General features: G+C 63.6%; 20 protein-coding genes and 1 pseudogene. 10 read left to right on the top strand and 11 right to left on the bottom strand.

Features of this window, described 5'->3' with window-relative positions; genetic code table 11:
- The first annotated feature begins 122 nt into the window (after positions 1–122).
- Both LB557_RS23465 and LB557_RS23460 read left to right on the top strand, forming a co-directional pair.
- Complete coding sequence (locus LB557_RS23465) at positions 123–551, top strand: polyketide cyclase (RefSeq protein WP_015314969.1); 429 nt, start codon at positions 123–125, stop codon at positions 549–551.
- A complete protein-coding gene (locus tag LB557_RS23460; protein ID WP_140660420.1) occupies positions 544–993 on the top strand; it encodes a MarR family winged helix-turn-helix transcriptional regulator in 450 nt (149 codons plus the stop codon). Before LB557_RS23465 ends, LB557_RS23460 begins: the two co-directional genes overlap by 8 nt.
- Here LB557_RS23460 and leuB read toward each other — a convergent pair whose 3' ends face one another.
- From leuB to LB557_RS23445, 3 genes are all read right to left on the bottom strand, one after another.
- Complete coding sequence (leuB, locus tag LB557_RS23455) at positions 994–2,097, bottom strand: 3-isopropylmalate dehydrogenase (protein WP_140660421.1); 1,104 nt, start codon at positions 2,095–2,097, stop codon at positions 994–996. It abuts the gene before it with no gap.
- A 184-nt stretch (positions 2,098–2,281) separates the two neighbouring features.
- Complete coding sequence (locus LB557_RS23450; RefSeq protein WP_140874527.1) at positions 2,282–2,632, bottom strand: VOC family protein; 351 nt, start codon at positions 2,630–2,632, stop codon at positions 2,282–2,284.
- 13 nt (positions 2,633–2,645) lie between these two features.
- Positions 2,646–3,029: a RidA family protein gene (locus LB557_RS23445; protein WP_140618274.1), complete on the bottom strand. Its 384-nt coding sequence runs from the start codon at positions 3,027–3,029 to the stop codon at positions 2,646–2,648.
- A 242-nt stretch (positions 3,030–3,271) separates the two neighbouring features.
- On the opposite strand from LB557_RS23445, the gene LB557_RS23440 reads away from it, so the two are divergent.
- On the top strand, positions 3,272–6,631 hold the full coding sequence (locus LB557_RS23440) for a tetratricopeptide repeat protein (RefSeq protein WP_224642695.1): 3,360 nt from the start codon (positions 3,272–3,274) through the stop codon (positions 6,629–6,631).
- Between the two features lie 201 nt (positions 6,632–6,832).
- Here the strand turns inward: LB557_RS23440 and LB557_RS31880 are convergent.
- The 3 genes and pseudogenes from LB557_RS31880 to leuD all read right to left on the bottom strand — a co-directional run.
- Positions 6,833–7,075: pseudogene (locus LB557_RS31880) on the bottom strand (nuclear transport factor 2 family protein); the annotation flags it as partial.
- Between the two features lie 172 nt (positions 7,076–7,247).
- Complete coding sequence (locus tag LB557_RS23430) at positions 7,248–8,183, bottom strand: hypothetical protein (RefSeq protein WP_224642694.1); 936 nt, start codon at positions 8,181–8,183, stop codon at positions 7,248–7,250.
- A gap of 50 nt (positions 8,184–8,233) precedes the next feature.
- Positions 8,234–8,839 carry a 3-isopropylmalate dehydratase small subunit gene (gene leuD, locus LB557_RS23425; RefSeq protein WP_015314976.1) on the bottom strand — a complete coding sequence of 202 codons (606 nt, stop codon included), beginning with the start codon at positions 8,837–8,839 and terminating at the stop codon, positions 8,234–8,236.
- A 154-nt stretch (positions 8,840–8,993) separates the two neighbouring features.
- Between leuD and LB557_RS23420 the strand changes: the two genes are divergently transcribed.
- From LB557_RS23420 to LB557_RS23400, 5 genes are all read left to right on the top strand, one after another.
- Positions 8,994–9,464, top strand: coding sequence for a GNAT family N-acetyltransferase (locus tag LB557_RS23420; RefSeq protein WP_224642693.1), 471 nt, complete (start codon positions 8,994–8,996; stop codon positions 9,462–9,464).
- Between the two features lie 82 nt (positions 9,465–9,546).
- Positions 9,547–9,864, top strand: a complete 318-nt coding sequence (locus LB557_RS23415) for an ArsR/SmtB family transcription factor (RefSeq protein ID WP_140660426.1) — start codon at positions 9,547–9,549, stop codon at positions 9,862–9,864.
- The gene (locus LB557_RS23410) at positions 9,864–10,310 is read left to right on the top strand and encodes an SRPBCC family protein (protein WP_140660427.1); all 447 of its coding nucleotides are present in this window, start codon (positions 9,864–9,866) and stop codon (positions 10,308–10,310) included. Before LB557_RS23415 ends, LB557_RS23410 begins: the two co-directional genes overlap by 1 nt.
- A 41-nt stretch (positions 10,311–10,351) precedes the next feature.
- On the top strand, positions 10,352–10,843 hold the full coding sequence (locus tag LB557_RS23405) for an SRPBCC domain-containing protein (RefSeq protein WP_140712227.1): 492 nt from the start codon (positions 10,352–10,354) through the stop codon (positions 10,841–10,843).
- Between the two features lie 71 nt (positions 10,844–10,914).
- Positions 10,915–11,652, top strand: a complete 738-nt coding sequence (locus LB557_RS23400; RefSeq protein WP_224642692.1) for a DUF72 domain-containing protein — start codon at positions 10,915–10,917, stop codon at positions 11,650–11,652.
- 233 nt (positions 11,653–11,885) lie between these two features.
- Here LB557_RS23400 and LB557_RS23395 read toward each other — a convergent pair whose 3' ends face one another.
- From LB557_RS23395 to LB557_RS23380, 4 genes are read right to left on the bottom strand one after another with little or no spacing between them, the layout of a single operon-like run.
- Positions 11,886–13,052 carry an NAD(P)/FAD-dependent oxidoreductase gene (locus LB557_RS23395; RefSeq protein WP_224642691.1) on the bottom strand — a complete coding sequence of 389 codons (1,167 nt, stop codon included), beginning with the start codon at positions 13,050–13,052 and terminating at the stop codon, positions 11,886–11,888.
- Between the two features lie 27 nt (positions 13,053–13,079).
- Entirely contained in the window at positions 13,080–14,696 is a 1,617-nt protein-coding gene (locus LB557_RS23390) for an ATP-binding protein (RefSeq protein WP_224642689.1), read from the bottom strand.
- A complete protein-coding gene (locus LB557_RS23385; RefSeq protein ID WP_140660431.1) occupies positions 14,687–15,379 on the bottom strand; it encodes a response regulator transcription factor in 693 nt (230 codons plus the stop codon). The genes LB557_RS23390 and LB557_RS23385 overlap by 10 nt, the downstream gene beginning before the upstream one ends.
- Positions 15,380–15,382: 3 nt before the next feature.
- The gene (locus LB557_RS23380; RefSeq protein ID WP_224642687.1) at positions 15,383–16,918 is read right to left on the bottom strand and encodes a DUF4173 domain-containing protein; all 1,536 of its coding nucleotides are present in this window, start codon (positions 16,916–16,918) and stop codon (positions 15,383–15,385) included.
- 285 nt (positions 16,919–17,203) lie between these two features.
- Here LB557_RS23380 and LB557_RS23375 point away from each other — a divergent pair, with 285 nt between their 5' ends.
- Together LB557_RS23375 and LB557_RS23370 are read left to right on the top strand one after the other, a co-directional pair.
- Complete coding sequence (locus LB557_RS23375) at positions 17,204–18,091, top strand: HpcH/HpaI aldolase/citrate lyase family protein (protein WP_224642685.1); 888 nt, start codon at positions 17,204–17,206, stop codon at positions 18,089–18,091.
- 37 nt (positions 18,092–18,128) lie between these two features.
- Complete coding sequence (locus LB557_RS23370) at positions 18,129–18,335, top strand: DUF1737 domain-containing protein (protein WP_015314987.1); 207 nt, start codon at positions 18,129–18,131, stop codon at positions 18,333–18,335.
- Between the two features lie 16 nt (positions 18,336–18,351).
- Here LB557_RS23370 and LB557_RS23365 read toward each other — a convergent pair whose 3' ends face one another.
- On the bottom strand, positions 18,352–18,774 hold the full coding sequence (locus LB557_RS23365) for a metallopeptidase family protein (protein WP_140618287.1): 423 nt from the start codon (positions 18,772–18,774) through the stop codon (positions 18,352–18,354).
- Positions 18,775–18,851 lie beyond the last annotated feature (77 nt).

Below are 18,851 nucleotides of genomic sequence, written 5' to 3'. Positions count from 1 at the left end.
AGAAAGGTCACTCCAAAAACGACGGTTCAGCCGATCTTCGTCACAGACGAAGATTCCGCTTGCAATTTAATCCGCGCACAGATAGTCTGTGTGCAGACTAAATAGGTGAATGGAGCAAGACGATGTGGACCAATGAATACACCGCGACTTCCCCCCTTCCTGCGCAAGCCATCTGGAATGCGCTCAAGGCCTTGCATGAAGGCCGCCTGACTTATGAAGGCTCCGATACCTTCGTGCTGCATGGGCCATTCGCCAAGGGCACCCGCGTCTCGGTGACGCCGGTCGGTCAGGACACGTTCGAATCGACCATCGTCGATCTCGTCGAAAACGTGACCTATGCCGATGAAACTTCGTTCGGCGACACCAAGCTGCTGTTCCGGCACACTCTGGTGCCTGTCGAAGGCGGCACGCAGGTGACGCACCGGCTCGATATCTCAGGTCCTTCGGCCGCCGAGGTCGGCCCGGAACTCGGGCCCCAGATCAGTGGCGATTTCGACGTGTCGATGGCCAAGTTGTTCGAGCAGGCGGAGGCGTTGGCGAACCATGGCTGAACTCGACACGCGCTTCAAGGGCGGGCCATCGGAGAGCCCCGGCTTGCTGCTCTGGCGAACCACCATGCGCTGGCAGCGCCTCATGACGGCGGCGCTGGCGCCGCTCGACCTGACGCATGTCCAGTTCGTGCTGCTCGCCTCGGCGATGTGGCTTGGCCGCAATGGCGAACCGCCCAACCAGGTGCAGCTCGCCGCCCAGGCCGGCACGGAGGTGAAGATGACCTCTGACGTCGTCGCCCGGCTGGAGGCCAAGGGTTTGATCGCACGCGAAGCCGATTCCCGGGACTCCCGGGCCAAGGTGATCCGCGTCACCGCCGCCGGGGCGGCGGCCGCCCAGCAAGCGATCGTCGCCGTCGAGGCCGCCGACTCAGCGTTTTTCGAGCCGGTGGACGAGGCGCGGCTCGTCGGTCTGCTGCGGCAGCTTGCCGGCGAGATCCGCTGATTATCCCAGGAACTTGGCGATGATCGCGTCGCCCATTTCGACCGTGCCGACCTCGGTCATGCCGGGTGAGAAAATATCCTTGGTGCGCAGGCCCTGGTCGAGCACGGCGGCGATAGCGCCTTCAAGCTTGTCGGCTTCGTCGACCATGCCAAAGGAATAGCGCAGGCACATGGCGAAGGAGGCGATCATGGCGATCGGGTTGGCGATGCCCTTGCCGGCAATGTCGGGTGCCGAGCCGTGCACCGGCTCGTACAGCGCCTTGCGCTTCTTGGTCTTGGCGTCAGGCGCGCCGAGCGAGGCCGACGGCAGCATGCCGATCGAGCCGGTCAGCATGGCGGCGATGTCGGACAGCATGTCGCCGAACAGATTGTCGGTGACGATGACGTCGAACTGCTTTGGCCAGCGCACCAGCTGCATGCCGCCGGCATCGGCCAGCATGTGGTCGAGCTTGACGTCGGAATAGCGTGCCTTGTGGGTCTGGGTGACGACCTCGTTCCACAGCACGCCCGACTTCATGACGTTGCGCTTTTCCATCGAAGTGACATGGTTCTTGCGGGTCCGCGCGAGCTCGAAAGCGACGCCCGAAATGCGCTCGATCTCGAACGTGTCGTAGACCTGGGTGTCGATGCCGCGCTTCTGGCCGTTGCCGAGATCGATGATCTGCTTGGGCTCGCCGAAATAGACGCCGCCGGTCAGCTCACGCACGATGAGGATGTCGAGGCCTTCGACGACTTCCTGCTTCAGCGAGGACGACGCGGCCAGCGCCGGATAGCAGATGGCGGGCCTGAGATTGGCGAACAGCTCCATGTCCTTGCGCAGGCGCAGCAGGCCGGCTTCGGGGCGCACCTCGTAAGGCACGGCATCCCATTTCGGGCCGCCGACGGCGCCGAACAGCACCGCGTCCGCAGCCATCGCCTTTTCCATGTCGGCGTCGGAGATCGCCGCGCCGTGCGCATCGTGAGCGCAGCCGCCGACCAGGCCCTCGTCGGTGACGAAGCCACTGCCGAGCTTTGCGTTCATGGCCGAGATCAGCTTCTTGACCTCGGCCATCGCCTCGGGGCCGATGCCGTCGCCGGGGAGCAGGAAAAGATGCTTCGTTGCCATGGTGAGCCGTCCCAGAAAGAATGCGTTTCGGTTTGCACGGCGTCCTTCGCGCGCCAAAGAGGCGCGCGGCGCTGTGCGACGCGGCCTTGCTAAACGCCAAGCGGTTGCAGCGCAAGGGGAGGACGAAGGACCTGTCGCCGCTGTCCCGCCGGCATGTCCAAGTTAGTGGCCACGGAAGATGCGCTCACCGGTGCGAGAGAATGTTGACCAGCCGGCCCAGCGGATCGCGCACATAGAAGCGCCGCACGCCCCAGGGTTCATCGGCGGGCCCGTATTCGACGGCGAAGCCGGCGCCCTTCATGGCTTCGAATGCCGCATCGACATCGTCCACCTCGATCGACAGATCCGGCACCGGCGTACCGGACCCGCCTTGCGTCATGAAGCTGACCTGCAGCTGCATCATGTCCTCGGAACCGTAGGTTACGATCCAGCCCTGATCCATCAGGATGTCGAGGCCAAGCACGTCGTGGTAGAAACGGTTCGCCGCGGCCACGTCCGGCGTTTCGATATTGGCCACGATACGCCGGACCTTCATGGCGGAAGTCTCCTCACATGGTACGCCGCAGCGCCGTCACCTCGATCTCGATCTTCATTTCCGGCTTGTTGAGCTGGCAGACGATCATCGTCGCCGCCGGCCTGATGTCGCCGAATGTCTCGCCAAGGATCGGGAAGACGACATCCACGAAGGCCTGGTCGGTGATGTAGTAGTGCGCGCGCACCACGTCGGATATCTCGAAGCCGCCGTCCTGCAACGCCTTGCCGATCGTCGCCAGGCAATTGCGCGTCTGCGCCTCGACACTGTCCGGCATCGTCATGGTGGCGTAATCGTAGCCGGTCGTCCCGGACACGAAGCACCAGTCGCCCTGCACCACGGCGCGTGAATAGCCGGCGGTCTTTTCGAACGGCGAGCCGGTTGAGATGAGCTTGCGCATGGGGGAGCCTCGCATTGTTGCAGCTAGTCTGCGGGGAAAAACCGATCCTGCCATGGGCCAATGCGGATGGATCGGCGGTGCAGAAACTGTGGCCTCGACGGGCCAGCTTGTGCCCGGACGCCACAAAGGGAAATCGGCAAAGTCAACCGCCGCCACAATTTCTGCTTGCATTCAGGAACAAAAAGAGAACTATATATGTATCCGCGAGAGCAGACGCGGTCACTCCGGGGGGAGGAATCATTATGTCAAGCCGCACCGTCGCGCTCGCTCGCGCCTTCGTGGTACGGTTTTCGCGCGTGCCGGTGGTAGTCTTGACAGCGATGGCGGCCCAGGCCGGGCTTGGCTCTACGGCGCTTGGCGCGGGCATGGATTACGCCACCTGTTTCAGCGACGGCAAGGTTGGCGCCGACCAGCAGATCGCCGCCTGCACGCCCATCGCCGAGGACAGCAGCGAGATACCCGATCTGCGCGTGAATGCCTATTTCTGGCGTGGCCTTGCCTATACGCAAAAGAATGATATCGACCATGTCATCGCTGACATGAATGAGGTGATAGCGCTCGATCCGACTTACGTGCGCGCTTTTACCAACCGCGCCATTGCCTGGGAGAGCAAGGGGGACTTCGACCGAGCCGTGGCGGACTATACGGGCGCGATCGCGCTCACGCCGAACGACGCCAACCTCTACGCCTATCGCGCCAGGGCACTCGGCAAAGGAGGCGAGCATGATCGCGCTATTGCCGAGTGCGACAAGGCGATCGACATCGACCCCGCCAACGAGATCGCCTATGGCGTGCGCGGTGTCCAATGGGAAGACAAGGGCGACGCGGCGCGGTCCCAAGCCGACTATGACAAAGCGGAGAGCGTCCGTACCGACCCGGTCGCGCCTTATCAAGACCGCGTCCGCTCGTGGATCGCGAAGGGCGAGCGCAAGCGCGCTGAAGCCGACTGCAAGTACATAGCTGGCGTCGACGTGAGCAAAGGACGCGCTTGCAGCCACCTGATCGCGAAAGCTCTCGGCGACCCGCGCGACGGCGGCCCCGGCTCAAACCCCGCTTCTGCTCAAAATGCGATTGGAGTGGGGTGGCAGGAAAAGGGCGACCATACCCGCGCCATCGCTGCATTCGACGAGGCTATCCGGCTCAATCCAACAAGTTCCGCTTTCTACTTCAATCGCGCCAAGAGCTGGGGCTTAAAGAAGAATTATACCCGCGCGCTCACCGATCTGAATGAAGCCGTCCGCCGCAACCCGGCCAACGCCGAGGCTTATCGCGTGCGCGGGATGACTATGGCTCGAATCGGCAATTCAAAGGAGGCTTTTGCCGACCTCGACAAAGCGATTTCCATCAGTGCCGACGATCCAAAACCGTATTTTGAGAGGGCGATTGTCTGGGAGACGAGCGATCCCAACAAGGCACTCGCCGATCTGGATAAGGCAATCGCGCTCGATCCGGCCAACGTGGGTTACCGCAACGAAAGGCTTCGCGTCCAGCTCGACAAGCGCAGGGCGAAGGGGCAACCCGTACTGCAGGCACCAGACACGGAGGACAATCAGGGTCCCGAGACCGCCGACACCTCCAACCCAGCCGCGATGCAAGCGGCGAAGCCTGCCGAGCCTCCAACGTATGAGCCGTTTCAGCCATACCCCAAGAAGGTGGATCATTCCGAGATCGTGGCCTGGACGCTCAAGCGGGGCCTGGAGCAACAGGCGCGTGGAAATCTCAATGACGCGATAGACTCGTTCAATTTTGCAATCGAACGCGACCCCTACAATGCCGACGCCTTCTACAACCGCTCGATCGCCGAGGCATCGCGAGGGAACGACGCCGTCGCCGCCAAGGACTGCCGGCGCGCCGTTGATCTCGACCCCAGGCGAACGGGTTCCTGCAACGACCATGCGTCGGCCGAACCAGCCGAGTCGGCTGCGGGAGGGACCAGGAACCCGGCAGCTGCGAAAGTCCTGATCGAGCGCGCCAAGGCGCGTCTCGCGGAATATAGCGCCGGCAGCGCGCTCATCGATCTTGCCACTGCGATCCGCCTCGATCCCGACAATGCTGAAGCCTATCTGGCGCGAGGGCGAGCGAGGGCGACGAACGGGGACAAGGCCGGGGCATCGGCGGATTGCCGTCACGCGGTCGAACTCGATCCGAAATGGGCAGGAGCTTGCGACGAGCAGGTTGCTAGCGGCGAAAGCATGCGGTCGACTCCACCGAGGGTGGAACAGCCGAAGCCCTCCGTCGCGGCCGGGGTTGAAATCCTGGCCCGGCAACTCAGCCAGGGTAAAGCAAAGCCAACCGAAAAGCTGTCCGCGTCAAAGATAACGGAGCTGGCTGAGGCGGCTCGCCCGGGCGTCCTGAGCACAGTGCAGAACGGCGACACTTTCTCGGGTGCCGGAAAATACGAGCAAGCCATCGGGCAATATGAGAAGGCGATCGCCCTCGACCCCAATAGCCCGTTCGCCTATTTCGGTCGCGGCAAGGCCTGGGCCGCAAAACGCAACTACAGTCGAGCGATCGCCGACTATGATCGGGTGATCGATCTCCTCCCAAACTTAGAGTCGGCGTGGATCTTCCGGGGCATCGCCAAGACCATGTCGGGCGATGTCGACGGAGCCTTGGCGGATTGTAGCCAGGCCGCCAAGATTGACCCGGAAGCGAGCGACGCATTTGTCTGTTCCGCGTCGGCTTGGAGCGCCAGGGGCGACGCCGAGCGGGCGATCGCGGCCTACTCAGTGGCGATTAAGATCGACCCAAAAAATGCAGCCAGTTACTTCGGGCGCGGCATGGCACGAGTCGACATGAATGACTATGAGGGCGCCATTGCCGATTTCGATCAGGCGATAAAATTCAATCCTTACAATGTCAGCTATGTGACCGAGCGCATTACGGCTCTGGCCGCGAAGGCAAAAGACGCTGCTGCATCGGGTGCCGTTGGGCCTGAGCCGAAGAATCTAAAGGCTTTGACCGATCGTGGCTACACTATTCCACCTGCAGCCAGAGTGGCTTTCGAGCAGGGAGGGGTGCTGGATAACGAAAATGACTATGACGGCGCCATCGCGCAGTATGGCAAGGCAATCCTCCTGTTCCCTGCATTCCGGGACGCATATGTGGCCCGCGCCTTCCTTTGGGAGATAAAGGGCGATTATGCTCAGGCCATTGCCGATTTCAGCCTTGCGATCGCGATCAACCCCGACATTGGCGAGACCTATGGCGATCGCGGCCGCAACCTCAAATATCAAGGGGATTATGACGGAGCGGTGGCGGATTACGACAAAGCCGTCCGTCTTGATCCAACGAACGCCAGGAGCTATGCTGGTCGAGGCATGTTCCGAATGGCCCGGCGAGAAGACGCAGCAGCACTTGCCGATTTCGAGACTGTGCTCAGCCTCGATCGCAATAACGTTTTCGGTTACTTCGGCCGAGGAGCGATCGGCGTTCGCCAATCGAACTATGATGGCGCCATTGCCGATCTGAACCAAGCAATAAGGATGAAGCCGAATTTCGCTGCCGCTTATCAAGCGCGAAGCCAAGCATGGGAAGCCAAGGGAAACCACAAACGCGCCGAGGCCGACCGCAAGAAAGCGCTCAGCCTCGAAGCGAAATAAGCTTGTCCGTCGGAGTTGCATGGAGGTCGGTCCGACTGGTCCGATGGCGGGCTCACAATGGTGAGCCGGTGATGAATCAGGCTCGCAGTTGCGCCAGGACGCCTGCGATATCACCCATGCCCAATGCCGATGATGCGACCGTCTTCCACCCGAAAAAATGTCGCAGGAGGTGAAGTGCAGCGTCCGGCCGGTCGGTGCGACACCGAAATAGACACCTTGTGTGCCGCTGTAGACGAAGCTCGCGGCCACATGGTCCTTGTCGGCGACCACGACTTCCGTGACGACTTTGAGATCCGGCATTGCCGTCAGCCGCGCCTTGAAGAAAGCGACCGTCGCCTGTTTCGGACTGACATTGGCCGGCGGCGGTGCCGCGGCGCTCTGTTGATGATTCACATAGGTGTCGGCGAACAGTTCGGAGAAGGCGTCGATATCGCCCGCGCTCAATGTCGCCGCGAACCGTCCCGCCAGTGGTTGAGCCGAGCAGCCGCCCGGGCGAGGGTCGGTGTCAGCAAGCCGCCACCGAGAAGCAGCCCGGCTGCTGTCACTTGTCGCTGATTCTGCATCGTAGCCTCCGTCGGGAAATGGCGACGGAAGACCGTCGCGCTTGGCGACAGCGCTAGTTCGCCGACCCCAGCGCCTTGTCCAGCGCTTCCTTCACATCGGCCGGCCATGTCGCCAGCGCCGGCCAGGCGTTCGGTTGGCCATTGTCGCCGCGGCGGGCGAAATAGAGCTGGTGCTTGGCCGGGTCGACAGCCATGAAGCCGTCATTGCCGCCGCAATCATGCGGCACGCAGCCGCTGGCGAAGAAGGCGCCGGTCGCGGTCTTTTCCGTGCCGCCGCCGACCAGCAGGCTGGTCGCCATATCGGGCATGTCCTTGCCGAGCAGCTTTTCGGCTTCCTTGTAGACAGCCTCATTGTGGAAGGCGTCGATGATGTTCTGGTACTTTTCCGGATCGATGTCTTTCCAGTCGGTGCCGGGTTCCGGCATGTAGGTGAGATTGCCCGAAATCGTCAGCCCATCCGTCGGCGACCACTGCAGGGCCGGCTTCTGGTCCCCCGGCAGGAGATAGGGCACGAAATAGATGGCGTTGTCGGACACTCCCGCGGGCGGCGCTCCGCACTCGTCCTGCTCGACCTTGGTGCTCTGGATGGCGCCGCCTTCTGGCCTCCAGACGATCACCGTCGCCGGGCCGCATTGATTGCCGCCATCGCCAACATCGAACAGGGCCACCTTGATGCCACCAACCTCCACAATCTTGTCGAAGAAGAGATCGTAATTGCTGGCCAGCTGCTTACCGTCATAAGCAAGCACCTTCTCGCCGTCCTGCTCCGGCTGCGTGATGGTGAGGTGGCCGCCTTCGAACGGCACCGGCGCCTGTTTGTCGTCATCGGCGGCGTCGGCGGCGTTGGCTCCCGCATCATGATCGGTGGCCGGCTTTTCCACCGCCGGCGCCTTTTGCGCTGCGGGCGTCTGGGTCTGCGCGAGCACGCTCGCGGCGAGCGCCAGCAACAAGGCCAGCCCGCAAAAGCCGGCAAGAAGCTGATGTCTCATGACTGTCCCTCCCTCGACCCGGCCCGGAAAGGGCCGGTCCTGGCGGCCGCTCAGGCCCAGGGGCGCAGTTCGGCGTTCTTCTTCTCGAACGAGGCGATGGCGCCTGCCTTTTCCATGGTCAGGCCGATATCGTCGAGCCCATTGAGCAGGCAGTGCCGCTTGAAGTCGTCGAGGTCGAAGGTGACCACGCCGCCGTCCGGGCCACGGATTTCCTTGGCTTCGAGATCGACCGACAGGGTGGCGTTGGAGCCGCGCGATGCGTCGTCCATCAGCTTCTCCAGGTCCTCGGGGCTGACGGTGATCGGCAGCACGCCGTTCTTGAAGCAGTTGTTGTAGAAGATGTCGGCGAACGAGGTCGAGATGACGCAGCGTATGCCGAAATCGAGCAGCGCCCATGGCGCGTGTTCCCTGCTCGAGCCGCAGCCGAAATTGTCGCCGGCAACCAGGATCTGCGCCTTGCGGTAAGCGGGCTTGTTGAGCACGAAATCCGGATTTTCCGAACCGTCGTCCTTGTAGCGCATCTCGGCGAAGAGGCCGGTGCCAAGCCCGGTGCGCTTGATCGTCTTGAGATAATCCTTCGGGATGATCATGTCGGTGTCGACATTGACGATCGGCATGGGAGCGGCGACGCCGGTGAGCTTGGTGAATTTTTCCATGGCTTTGGCCCGTGTTTTCGTTGCGGGGGGATTTGCTGAGGCTCGGTTTACACAAAGCCGCGGGCAAATAAAAGGCAACTGTTCGTGCGCGCCGGCACAAGGGCGCTGTGCAAAACAGCTTCGAATTCACCGCCCGATGGTGCAGTCTGGTCCAATGGTGGAAAACTCCCACGTTCTCTATGCGCGCGAACTGGCGCTCGGCATTCCCGAATTCCGCCGCGTGCTGGTGGAATCCGGTCTCGGCGAAGTCCGGCCCGTCGATGACGAGGCAAGGCTGAAGGCGATGCTGGAGGGCGCCAGCCTGATCGTGACCGCCCGTCTCGACATGCCCCGTCTCGACAGGGCCGGTCTCGACATGGCCGGTCTCGACATGGGAGGCAGGCCGCTGATTGGCGTTGCCCGCTGCCTGACCGACTTTTCCTGGGTCTGCTACATCAGCGATCTTGCCGTCTCGGCCAAGGCGCAAGGCCTGGGCATCGGCAAGGGACTGATGGACGAGGTGGCCCGGCAGCTCGGACCGTCGGTCGCCATCAGCCTGATTTCCATGCCCGACGCTGTCGGATTCTATGAACGCATCGGCATGAAGCGCATGCCCGACGCCTTCTGGATCTCCCGCCAGCGCTGACTTTTCCTCTGTGATCCATCCATCGTCAACGGTGAGCGACCTTGTCGCTTGACATGCAACCAAATGGTTGCATATTAAAGCCATGAGCATGGATGCCGTCTTTCGCGCCCTGGCCGACCCGACACGCCGGCAATTGCTGGACAGCCTGCATGCCAGGAACGGACAGACGCTCAATGCGCTGTGCGCGGAGATGGCCATGACCCGCCAGGCGGTGACCAAGCACCTGGCGATCCTGGAAGAGGCGAACCTCGTCACCACCATCCGCCGGGGCCGAGGGAAGGAGCACTACCTCAACCCGGTTCCGATCAATGAGATCGCCGAACGCTGGATCGGCAAATTCGAGCGCCACCGGCTTGATGCATTGAGTGATCTGAAGAAACGCCTCGAAAGGGAAGACTGATGAGCAACAGCTTCGTTTACGTGACCTATATCCGCACCACGCCGGAGAAACTCTGGGAGGCGTTGACCGACCCGGAGTTCAACCGGCAGTTTTTCCTCTGCTCCTATCAGGAGAGCGATTGGAAAGTGGGCTCCAGCTGGAAGCTGATCTTCCCGGACGGCCGTGTCGCCGACAGTGGCGAGATTCTCGAGATCGACCCGCCACGACGCCTGGTCATCAAATGGCGCAATGAATGGATGCCCGAGATCAGGCAAGACGGCTACACGCGCTGCACCTTCACCATCGAGCCCGACGGCGAGCTGATGAAACTTGCCGTCACCCATGAGGCGGACGGCCCGCACAGGCTGATCGGCAATGTCGCCAAAGGCTGGCCGCTGGTGCTGGCCAGCCTGAAGAGCCTGCTCGAGACCGGCAAGGGATTCGAGCGTCCGCCATCGAAAGCTTGAACTCGTTTCGCTAGCGGAACAAATTTCACGTGGAGGCATCGATGATGCACGCTCTCAGGGTGCGGAGCATGACCAATGGCGAGACGATCATGGCATCGGCCGAGATCGGCGCGCCTCCCGAACGCGTCTTCAAGGCGCTGGTCGGCAAGGAAGCCGAGCAATGGTGGGGGTCAGCCGATACCTACCGGATGGTCGACTGGTCGGCCGACCTTCGCGTCGGCGGCCGCTGGACTGTTGTCGTGCGCACGGCCGGCGGTAGGGACCTGCCGGCCGGCGGCGAATTCCTCGAAATCGAAACACCGCGCCGGATCGTGCAGACGTGGGCCCATGGCTGGGACCATCCCACGCTTGGCCGGCGGCAAACCAGGGTCGCCTGGCTGCTGGAGCCTATCGCCGACGGCACGCGCGTCACCATCTGCCATGGCGGCTTTGGCGGGCGGCAAGAGGCGGCGGCTGAACATGCCGAGGACTGGGCCCGGGTGCTGGCCTGGCTGCAGGCGCATGTCGAGGCTGGAAGGCTGGCTGCGGCCTGATCGGCGTGCGGAGCGACGTCACGCCCCTCCGCACGCCTTGACCCACGCCTGTTCTGGTCCACATCCCATGCATGGGAAAACAGGCATGTTTCATAGGCACGGCTGGCTGGGGCATTCCGACACGATACAAGAATAATTTCCCGCAACCCGGATCGCATCTCGAACGCTACGCCCGGCACTTTCCGATCGTCGAGATCGACACGTCCTTCTACAAGCCGCACCGTCGCGAGACTTACGAACGCTGGGCACACGCCGTGCCGCAGCACTTCCGCTTCGCCGTCAAGATGCCGAAGGCGATCACCCATGAGCGCCGTCTCGTGGACTGCAACGAAATTTTGCAAAGCTTTCTCCAGGAGGTCGAAGGTCTCGGTGGAAAGCTGAGCGTGCTTCTGGTGCAGCTGCCGCCCAGCCTGTCCTTCGAGCCCGATGTCGCGAGCGATTTCTTCGACATGGTGGGCACCCGAACCGAAACTAGGCTGGTCTGCGAGCCGCGCCATCCCAGCTGGTTCGAAGCAGAGGCTGAAGCGCTTCTGGCCGATCGCCGGATCGCGCGCGTTGCCGCCGATCCCGCTCCGGTGCCACCTGCGGCGAGGCCGGGCGGCTGGCCCGGCCTCGCCTATTTCCGCTGGCATGGCGCGCCGCGCGTCTACTATTCCGACTACGATGCCGACAGCCTCGACCGGTTCAGCCGGCAAGTCGAGGCCGCCGCCGCTTCGGGTGCCGAGGTCTGGGGAATCTTCGACAATACGGCCGGAGGCAATGCGCTGGGCAACGCGCTCAAGGTTGACGCCCAGACTTCGTCATTCTAGGGCGAAGCAAGGAGCGCAGCGACGCGGCGCAGACCCTAGAATCCATGCCGCGACGTCGACTTATCGCGACAATACGCGCCAATCGGCACCCCCTTCGTTCTGCGCCGTTAGAACACTACGACAACGGTAACGGGATGGATTCCAGGGTCTCCGCGACGTCGCTTCGCTCCTGCTCCGCCCTGGAATGACGAAGAAACTGAGCGCCTGGCAAACCCGCGAGGCAGCCCCTGACCTCAAATCACATTCAATTCCCGGAAGGCCCGCCCTTCGGCGACGCGCGCGTAGCCAAATGCCGAGCAGTCGATCGTCCGGTAGCCGCCATGCACGATCAGTTCGGCCAGCGCCTTGCCGACCGCCGGCGCCTGTTGCAGGCCATGGCCGGAGAAACCGTTGGCGAACAGGAAATTCGTCACTTGCGGGTGCGGGCCGATCACGGCGTTCTGGTCCAGCGTGTTGTAGTCGTAGTGCCCGGCCCAGGCGCGCGTCGCCTTGATCGCCTCGAAGGCCGGGATGCGGGTTGCCAGCACCGGCCAGATCACCTCTTCGAACAGCGGCCAGTCGACGTCGAAGTCCCCGGGGTTGGCCGGGCCATCGCCCTCTTCCGGCTCGGCGCCGCCGGTGAGGTAGACCGAGCCTTCCGGCCTGACATAGATGCCGGAGGGATCGACCAGTAATGGCATGTCAGTGAATTTGTCCCGCGCGTCGAACACGAAGACGTTGCGCTTGCGCGGCTCGACCGGCAGCGAAAGCTGGGCAAGGGCGGCGACCTTGCCAGCATTCGGCCCGGCGGCATTGATGACGGTGCCGGCCTCGAGCCGATCGCCATTGTCGAGGCTGACGCCGGTGACGCGGTCACCCTGCCGCTCGACGCCGGTGACCGACGCGCTGATGAAGTCGATCTTCTTCTGCCGCAGCGCCTTGCGAAACAGCATCAGCATCGCATGCGCGTCGAACCAGCCCTCGCCGGTCCGGCCATAGGCGCCGGCGGTGATGCCTTCGGTCGACAGCCAGGGGAAGCGGCGCGTCAGCTGGTCGGCGTCCTCGAGCAGGATGTCGGCGCCCTCGGCGACCTGCGCTTCGTGGTTGGCTTTCAGGATCGGCAGCCCGGCCTCGCCGGCAAGGATGAGGTAGCCGCCCTCGCGAAAACCGATATCGGCGTCGGTGCCGAATTCTTCCTTCAGCCGCCGGAACAGTTTTAGCGTGAACTGCGACAGGCGGATGTTTTGCGGAATGGAGAATTGCTGGCGGATCGAGGCCATGGACAGCGTCGTCGCCGCATGGGCGAATTGCGGGTCGCGCTCGATCAGCGCGATCGAGCCGGAAAACCCTTCCTCGCGCAGATAGTAGGCGATCGAGGACCCGACGATGGCCCCGCCGATGATGACGATGTCGTAGCGCACTTTTTTCTCCGATCCGCCGCCCGCAATCTACGCGACCGGCAAAGTGATCTCGAAGCGCGTGCCGCGCTCGGAGTCAACCAGCCGGATCGTACCATCATGCGCTTTCAGGAGGGCCAGCACGATGCCAAGCCCCATGCCGGTGCCGCCCGTATCGCGTCGCGTGGTGAAGAACGGCTCGAAGATGCGCGCTTGGTTGCTTGGCGAGATGCCGGCGCCGTCGTCGCTGACCAGCACGGTCGCCTTGCCGCCGGCGCTTGCGGCGGTGATCGAAACCAGCGTCGCGCCGTGCCTGGCGGAATTGTCGATGAGGTTGGCAAGCACGATCGCCGCGTTCTCGGCCGAGATGCGCAAGGCCAGGTCGCCACCGGCCTTGACTTCAACCGCCAGCCTGGTGTCGACGGGAAGCAGGGCCAGCGCCGCGCCGACCGAGGTGCTTTCGCCGCTGGGTGCGAGGTTTTCGGCCCGCGCCAGGTCGAGCAGCCGCCGGACCAAAAGGTTGAGCCGCCCTGCATCGGTGACGATATTGTCGGAGAAGCGCCGCCGCTCGTCATCGCCCATCGCGCTGCCTGAATCGCGCAGCAGTTCGGCCGCGCCCTGGATCGCCGTCAGCGGCGATTTGAGTTCATGCGAGACATGGGTGGCGAAGGTCTGGATGGCGTCCGAGCGCGCCTGCAGTTTTTCGGCCATGTCGAGAAAGGCGGCGGAAAGCTCCGCCATTTCTCGCGTGCCATGGTGGTCGAGAGGCCGGATCGCGTCGCGCTCGCCGGCGGCGATGCGCTGGGTGCGGTCGATCAGCGCGTAGATCGGCCGGCTGACGGTGCGCAGGAAGACGAGGCCGATAAGCAGCGTGCCGCCGAGAATGGCGATCGCCGCCGCCGTCACCTTGCCGCGTTCGCCATAGAGATGTTTTATGATGTTGTTGGGCGTCCGCGAGACATAGACCACGCCGGCGACCTTGCCGTCGACGGCCACCGGCAAAGCGACGAAGACGCGCACCTTTGTGCCGCGGCTGACCGAATAGAGCGGCGGCGCCGGCTGGTTGGGGATGCGCAGCCGGAGCGCGCTGGCATAGCGCCCGGCAAGTGCTGCGCGCACCTCCTCGACCCCGGCAAGCGACTGCCCGGTCTCGTCGCGCCCGGCAATCACCACACCCCAGGGATCGAGCAGCCGGAAGCCGGCCAGCGTGGTCTTCTGCGTCGCGTCGAGAATGCCCGCCAGCCGCGCGCCGATCGTGGCGAAAGCGGGATCGACCGTGGCGGGGATCCCCGCCGGCCGGGTCGCAAGCACGTAGTCCGAGGCGAGATCGAGCTGCGGCTCGATCGGCCGATAGGGCGAATCGAGATTGGCGCCTCGGCTCGCATAGCCATTGGCCGGCGGCATCGCCACGCCAAGCTTTTCCGGTGAAATGCCGGCGTCGCGGACCTCCTGCGCATAGATGGCGGCGATGGCCGCGCCCTGTGCGATCAGTTCTGCCTCGGTCTGGCGGATCAGCTGGTTCTCATAGAGGCGGAAGAAGAACAGGCCGACCAGCGGCAGGGACATTACCAGGATCAGGATGGCGACGACGACCGTGGCGAGGCGCGGCCGCCATTTGCGGCCGACCCACTTGCTGCCAATCGACTTGCTTGATGTCGTCAGCCGCATCGGCCGAGCCGGAAGCCGACGCCGTGCACGGTCTCGATGACCTCCGGGCACCCCACGGCCGCCAGCTTGGCCCGGATATTGCGGATATGGCTGTCGACGGTGCGGTCGGCGACATGGATCTTGCCGGCATAGGCATTGGCCATCACCGCGTCGCGGTCGAGCACATGGGTGGGCCGCGCCAGAAACCCTTTCAGGATCGAGAACTCGATCGCCGTCAGGGCGAGCGGCTTGCCGTCGAAGGCGGCCGCGTGGCTGGCCGGCGCCAGGGTGAGCTTTCCCTGCGCGAACTGCCTGTCGTCGGCCGGTTCCGGCGCCGCCGGACGGGCGCGGCGCAGAATGACGTTGACACGGGCGACGAGTTCGCGCGGGCTGAACGGTTTGGTGACATAGTCGTCGCCACCCATTTCGAGCCCGAGGATGCGGTCGATCTCCTCGTCGCGTGCGGACAGGAACAACACCGGCACGTCTGATGTGTGACGCAGCCGCCGGCAGACCTCCAGCCCGTCCATCTCCGGCATGCCGATGTCGAGCACGACAAGGTCGGGTGTGCTTCGTTCGATTGCCTGCAGGGCGGCGGCGCCATCGGAGACGGCAGCCGTTTTCATGCCGGCCTTTTCCAGCGCGAAGCAGATCACTTCGCGGATATGCGGGTCGTCGTCGGCGACGAGGATGTGATGCGGCATGGATTAGCGATCCGGCACGAGTTCTGCGGCGCTGGGAACAATAGGCCGCCTGTTGTCGAGATAGCGAAGCAGGCGCCAGTCGCGGAAGCTCCAGCTTCGCCAGTTTTCCTGCAGGCTGCGATACCAGCCTTCATCGACACCGCGCAACCTTGCCAGTTCGCCGACGGCACCGGCATTGGCCGTCCCGCGCTGACGATCGGAGATGCGATCGAGCGCTGGAAACGCGTCCGGCCCGAGCGAGCGGAGATACCTGACGTCGAGCGGGATGCCTTGGCCGCTCATTTCGAGGGAATGGTCGACATTGCAGGTGGCGATCATGGCTGCGAAGTTGATGAAACAGCAGGCATAAAGCGTTAGGGATAACGTCAGAAGATTGGCGGAGAGCAGCCATTCACTGGATTTTCCGAGCGCGATACGGGCGATGATCAGCGCAAGGCCGGCCGCCACCAGTCCCATCCAGACGAAGGCGGCGACGCGCCAGTAGGTCAGCGCATAGATGCCGACATAGAGGTCGAGCCGCAGGATCGACGAGACGACCAGCATGATGTTCTGTGCCACCCAGGCATAGACCAGCCGGCGGATGAGCGGGTCGGCCGATGTTTCGCTGCCGGGCCTCAGCGCCGCAAGGACAAAGCCGGCGGCCAGCAGCGCGGTGACGATCAAGGGATAGGCGCCGCGATGCGCGTAGGCGGCGTAGCTCAAACCATCGGGAAGCGCGACCCCGCCCCACAGATAGGTGGCGTCGAGTCCGCTCTGCAGCGCAAACAGAATGTTGAAGACGATCAACGCGCGCAGGATGGCGGCCTTGCCGAAGACGATATCCTCGACGGCGTGCCTGTCGGCCGCTGGCTGGGCATCGGCAGGAGGGTGATTTGGCCTGGCGATGCGGCGCTGAAAGCGCGGCAGGCGTGGCCGCAGAAAGGCCCAGACGCCGGCAAGCACGAATAGCCAGAAGGTAATCCGCGTCAGCTGGATCAGGTCGAGCAGCTTGAAGACGTCGATCAGCGACAGCCACTCTTCGATGACCGGATTGGCGGCACCGAAAAGGGCGACGAAGACCGCGCCCAGCGTCAGCGGCATTACCCAGACCGCGATTGCCGCCAGCCTTATGCGATGTCCGCCGAACCGCCGCGCCGCTCTTCGCCACTGGAGAAAATCGCCGAGGAACCGGAACGGCGCCGCCAGTCCGAACAGCACGATCTGGCCGGCAATTCGCGCCATGCCGTGCCACGGGCGGCCGCTCAGCGAAAGCGCGAACGCCACCAGCGCGGCAAGCGCGACCGAGACGGACAAGGGACTGACAGTCTCGGCGAGCGGCAACAGCGCGACAAGCAAGGCGGCCGACTTGAGCCACATCTTCCCGTCGCTGAAGGCGGCGGGATGCACGGCAACCGCCGCGGCGGCAAGCAGCGTAGCGAACAGCAGAACCGTGATCCCGGCGGGCTGGCCGTAGAACAGGAAATCGGCGAGCGCGACCAGCAGCACGGCGACGCCGAAGCGGCTGCAATAGCTTGGCGCGGCGCGGAAGAAAGAGGTCATGGCCTGATCTTCCTGATGGCGTCCCATCGCCATGGCGATGGGCTCTTGCGGACAAATGGGATGGGAATTGCAGCGGGGTTGGCGCGTTGCGGGTCGACCAGCCACCAGCCTTCGCTGCGCAGCCGGTAAGGCAGACGGGGTTTTGCTCGCTTGTGCATGCCGCCTGTGTCGCAGGCCTGCAGGAAAGCGATGCGGCGGATCGGAGGAGGTTTTCGGCAGGCGCGTGCAGTTTTCGTGCAGGGCTGGCGGCTTGCCTCGACCAATCACACACGGCATAGATCTGGCATGACCGAAATCTACCGCCCGCGCCGCTCCGTGCTCTATGTCCCGGCCTCCAACGACAAGGCGCTGGCCAAGATCGCGCAGCTTGCCTGCGACGCCGTCATCATCGACCTCGAGGACGCCGTCGCCCCCGCCGACAAGATCGCCGCGCGCGAAAAACTGGCCGGCATTTTCGCCAACCGCCCTGATGCCAATGGCCGGCGACGCGAGATGGTGGTACGCGTCAACGCGCTGTCCAGCGAATGGGGCACTGACGACCTTGCGGCCGTGGCCAAGGCGGAGCCGGACGGCATCCTGCTGCCGAAGGTCGACACGCCGCGTGACGTGCTTGAAGTCGGCGATGTGCTGGACGATAATTTTGCCCCGGACAGCGTGAAACTATGGGCGATGATCGAGACGCCCAAGGCCATGCTCAACATCGGCGCCATCGCCGAACTCGGCCGCGACTCCGCCTCGCGCCTGGATTGTTTCATCGCCGGAACGAATGACCTGATCAAGGATACCGGCGTGCTGGCGACGCCGGATCGCGCCTATCTGCTGCCATGGCTGATGCAGATGCTGCTGGCGGCACGCGCCGGCGGGATCGACATGCTCGATGGGGTGTTCAACGAGTTCCGCGACCCGGATGCGTTCGCGCGTGAGTGCACGCAGGCAGCCGCCATGGGCTTCGACGGCAAGACGCTGATCCATCCATCGCAGATCGAGGCGGCCAACCGTGCCTTCGCTCCGTCGGCGCAGGCGCTGGCCGAGGCGCGCGCGGTGAAGGATGCCTTCGCGCTTGCGCAAAACAGTGGCACGGGCGTCATCGCGCTGAATGGCAGGATGGTCGAGCGGTTGCACTTGGCGCAGGCTGAAAAACTTCTGGCGAAAGCGGCCGCCATCGGCGCATGATATTCGCCGATTTGGGATACACGACAGGAATTGGACGATGAAACTCTACCGCTTTCTCACCGCCCCGGACGACGCCAGCTTCTGCCATAAGGTGACGGCGGCGCTGAACAAGGGCTGGCACCTGTTCGGCTCGCCGACCTACGCCTACGACAAGAAGACCAAGACCATGCGCTGCGGCCAGGCCGTGGTGAAGGATGTCGATGGCCAGGAATACGGGCCGGATACGAAGCTCAGCGACTGGTAGGGGAAAACGCCGAGGGCTATTCAGCCGCCTCTTCGATTTTCTCCATATCATCGTCCGACAGGCCGAAATGGTGGCCGATCTCGTGGACCAGCACGTGGGTGACGATGTCGCCCAGCGTTTCCTCGTTTTCGGCCCAGTAGTCGAGCATGGCGCGGCGGTAGAGCGTGATACGGTTCGGGCCTTCGCCTGTCTGCGGGTTCCAGCGTTCGGCGATGCCGCGGCCCTCGAACAGGCCGAGCAGGTCGAACGGCGTTTCCAGCGACAGGTCGTCCATGATCTCGTCGGTCGGGAATTCGGCGATCTGGATGACGATCTCGCCGGTCAGCTTGCGAAAATCCTCCGGCAGGTGGGCGTAGGCCTCCAGGGCAAGGAACTCCAATTCCTCCATCGAGGGCGCAAGTTCACCATGCCAGGTGCGGGTCTTGTAGATGCGGGCCATGCTTTGTCCTTTGATCCCGGCATATAGGCGTTCGCGCTGGTCGAGGCAAATGACGCCTGTACGCCGGTGTCGCGCAG

The organism is Mesorhizobium sp. BR115XR7A, from assembly GCF_020165315.1.
Lineage (GTDB): Bacteria > Pseudomonadota > Alphaproteobacteria > Rhizobiales > Rhizobiaceae > Mesorhizobium > Mesorhizobium australicum.
Note: the sequence above shows the minus strand (reverse complement) of the source record. Positions and strands in the feature narration are given on the sequence as shown.

Coding starts and splice junctions, on each gene's coding strand:
- leuD (WP_015314976.1), bottom strand. CDS start 8,839: ATGGAAAAATTCACCAAGCTCACCGGCGTCGCCGCTCCCATGCCGATC.
- LB557_RS23385 (WP_140660431.1), bottom strand. CDS start 15,379: ATGCCGCATCACATCCTCGTCGCCGACGACGACCCGCATATCCGCGAA.
- LB557_RS23460 (WP_140660420.1), top strand. CDS start 544: ATGGCTGAACTCGACACGCGCTTCAAGGGCGGGCCATCGGAGAGCCCC.
- LB557_RS23375 (WP_224642685.1), top strand. CDS start 17,204: ATGACCGAAATCTACCGCCCGCGCCGCTCCGTGCTCTATGTCCCGGCC.
- LB557_RS23400 (WP_224642692.1), top strand. CDS start 10,915: ATGGGAAAACAGGCATGTTTCATAGGCACGGCTGGCTGGGGCATTCCG.
- LB557_RS23370 (WP_015314987.1), top strand. CDS start 18,129: ATGAAACTCTACCGCTTTCTCACCGCCCCGGACGACGCCAGCTTCTGC.
- LB557_RS23390 (WP_224642689.1), bottom strand. CDS start 14,696: ATGCGGCTGACGACATCAAGCAAGTCGATTGGCAGCAAGTGGGTCGGC.
- LB557_RS23415 (WP_140660426.1), top strand. CDS start 9,547: ATGAGCATGGATGCCGTCTTTCGCGCCCTGGCCGACCCGACACGCCGG.
- LB557_RS23450 (WP_140874527.1), bottom strand. CDS start 2,632: ATGAAGGTCCGGCGTATCGTGGCCAATATCGAAACGCCGGACGTGGCC.
- LB557_RS23420 (WP_224642693.1), top strand. CDS start 8,994: ATGGTGGAAAACTCCCACGTTCTCTATGCGCGCGAACTGGCGCTCGGC.
- LB557_RS23440 (WP_224642695.1), top strand. CDS start 3,272: ATGTCAAGCCGCACCGTCGCGCTCGCTCGCGCCTTCGTGGTACGGTTT.
- LB557_RS23405 (WP_140712227.1), top strand. CDS start 10,352: ATGATGCACGCTCTCAGGGTGCGGAGCATGACCAATGGCGAGACGATC.
- leuB (WP_140660421.1), bottom strand. CDS start 2,097: ATGGCAACGAAGCATCTTTTCCTGCTCCCCGGCGACGGCATCGGCCCC.
- LB557_RS23365 (WP_140618287.1), bottom strand. CDS start 18,774: ATGGCCCGCATCTACAAGACCCGCACCTGGCATGGTGAACTTGCGCCC.
- LB557_RS23380 (WP_224642687.1), bottom strand. CDS start 16,918: ATGACCTCTTTCTTCCGCGCCGCGCCAAGCTATTGCAGCCGCTTCGGC.
- LB557_RS23465 (WP_015314969.1), top strand. CDS start 123: ATGTGGACCAATGAATACACCGCGACTTCCCCCCTTCCTGCGCAAGCC.
- LB557_RS23410 (WP_140660427.1), top strand. CDS start 9,864: ATGAGCAACAGCTTCGTTTACGTGACCTATATCCGCACCACGCCGGAG.
- LB557_RS23430 (WP_224642694.1), bottom strand. CDS start 8,183: ATGAGACATCAGCTTCTTGCCGGCTTTTGCGGGCTGGCCTTGTTGCTG.
- LB557_RS23445 (WP_140618274.1), bottom strand. CDS start 3,029: ATGCGCAAGCTCATCTCAACCGGCTCGCCGTTCGAAAAGACCGCCGGC.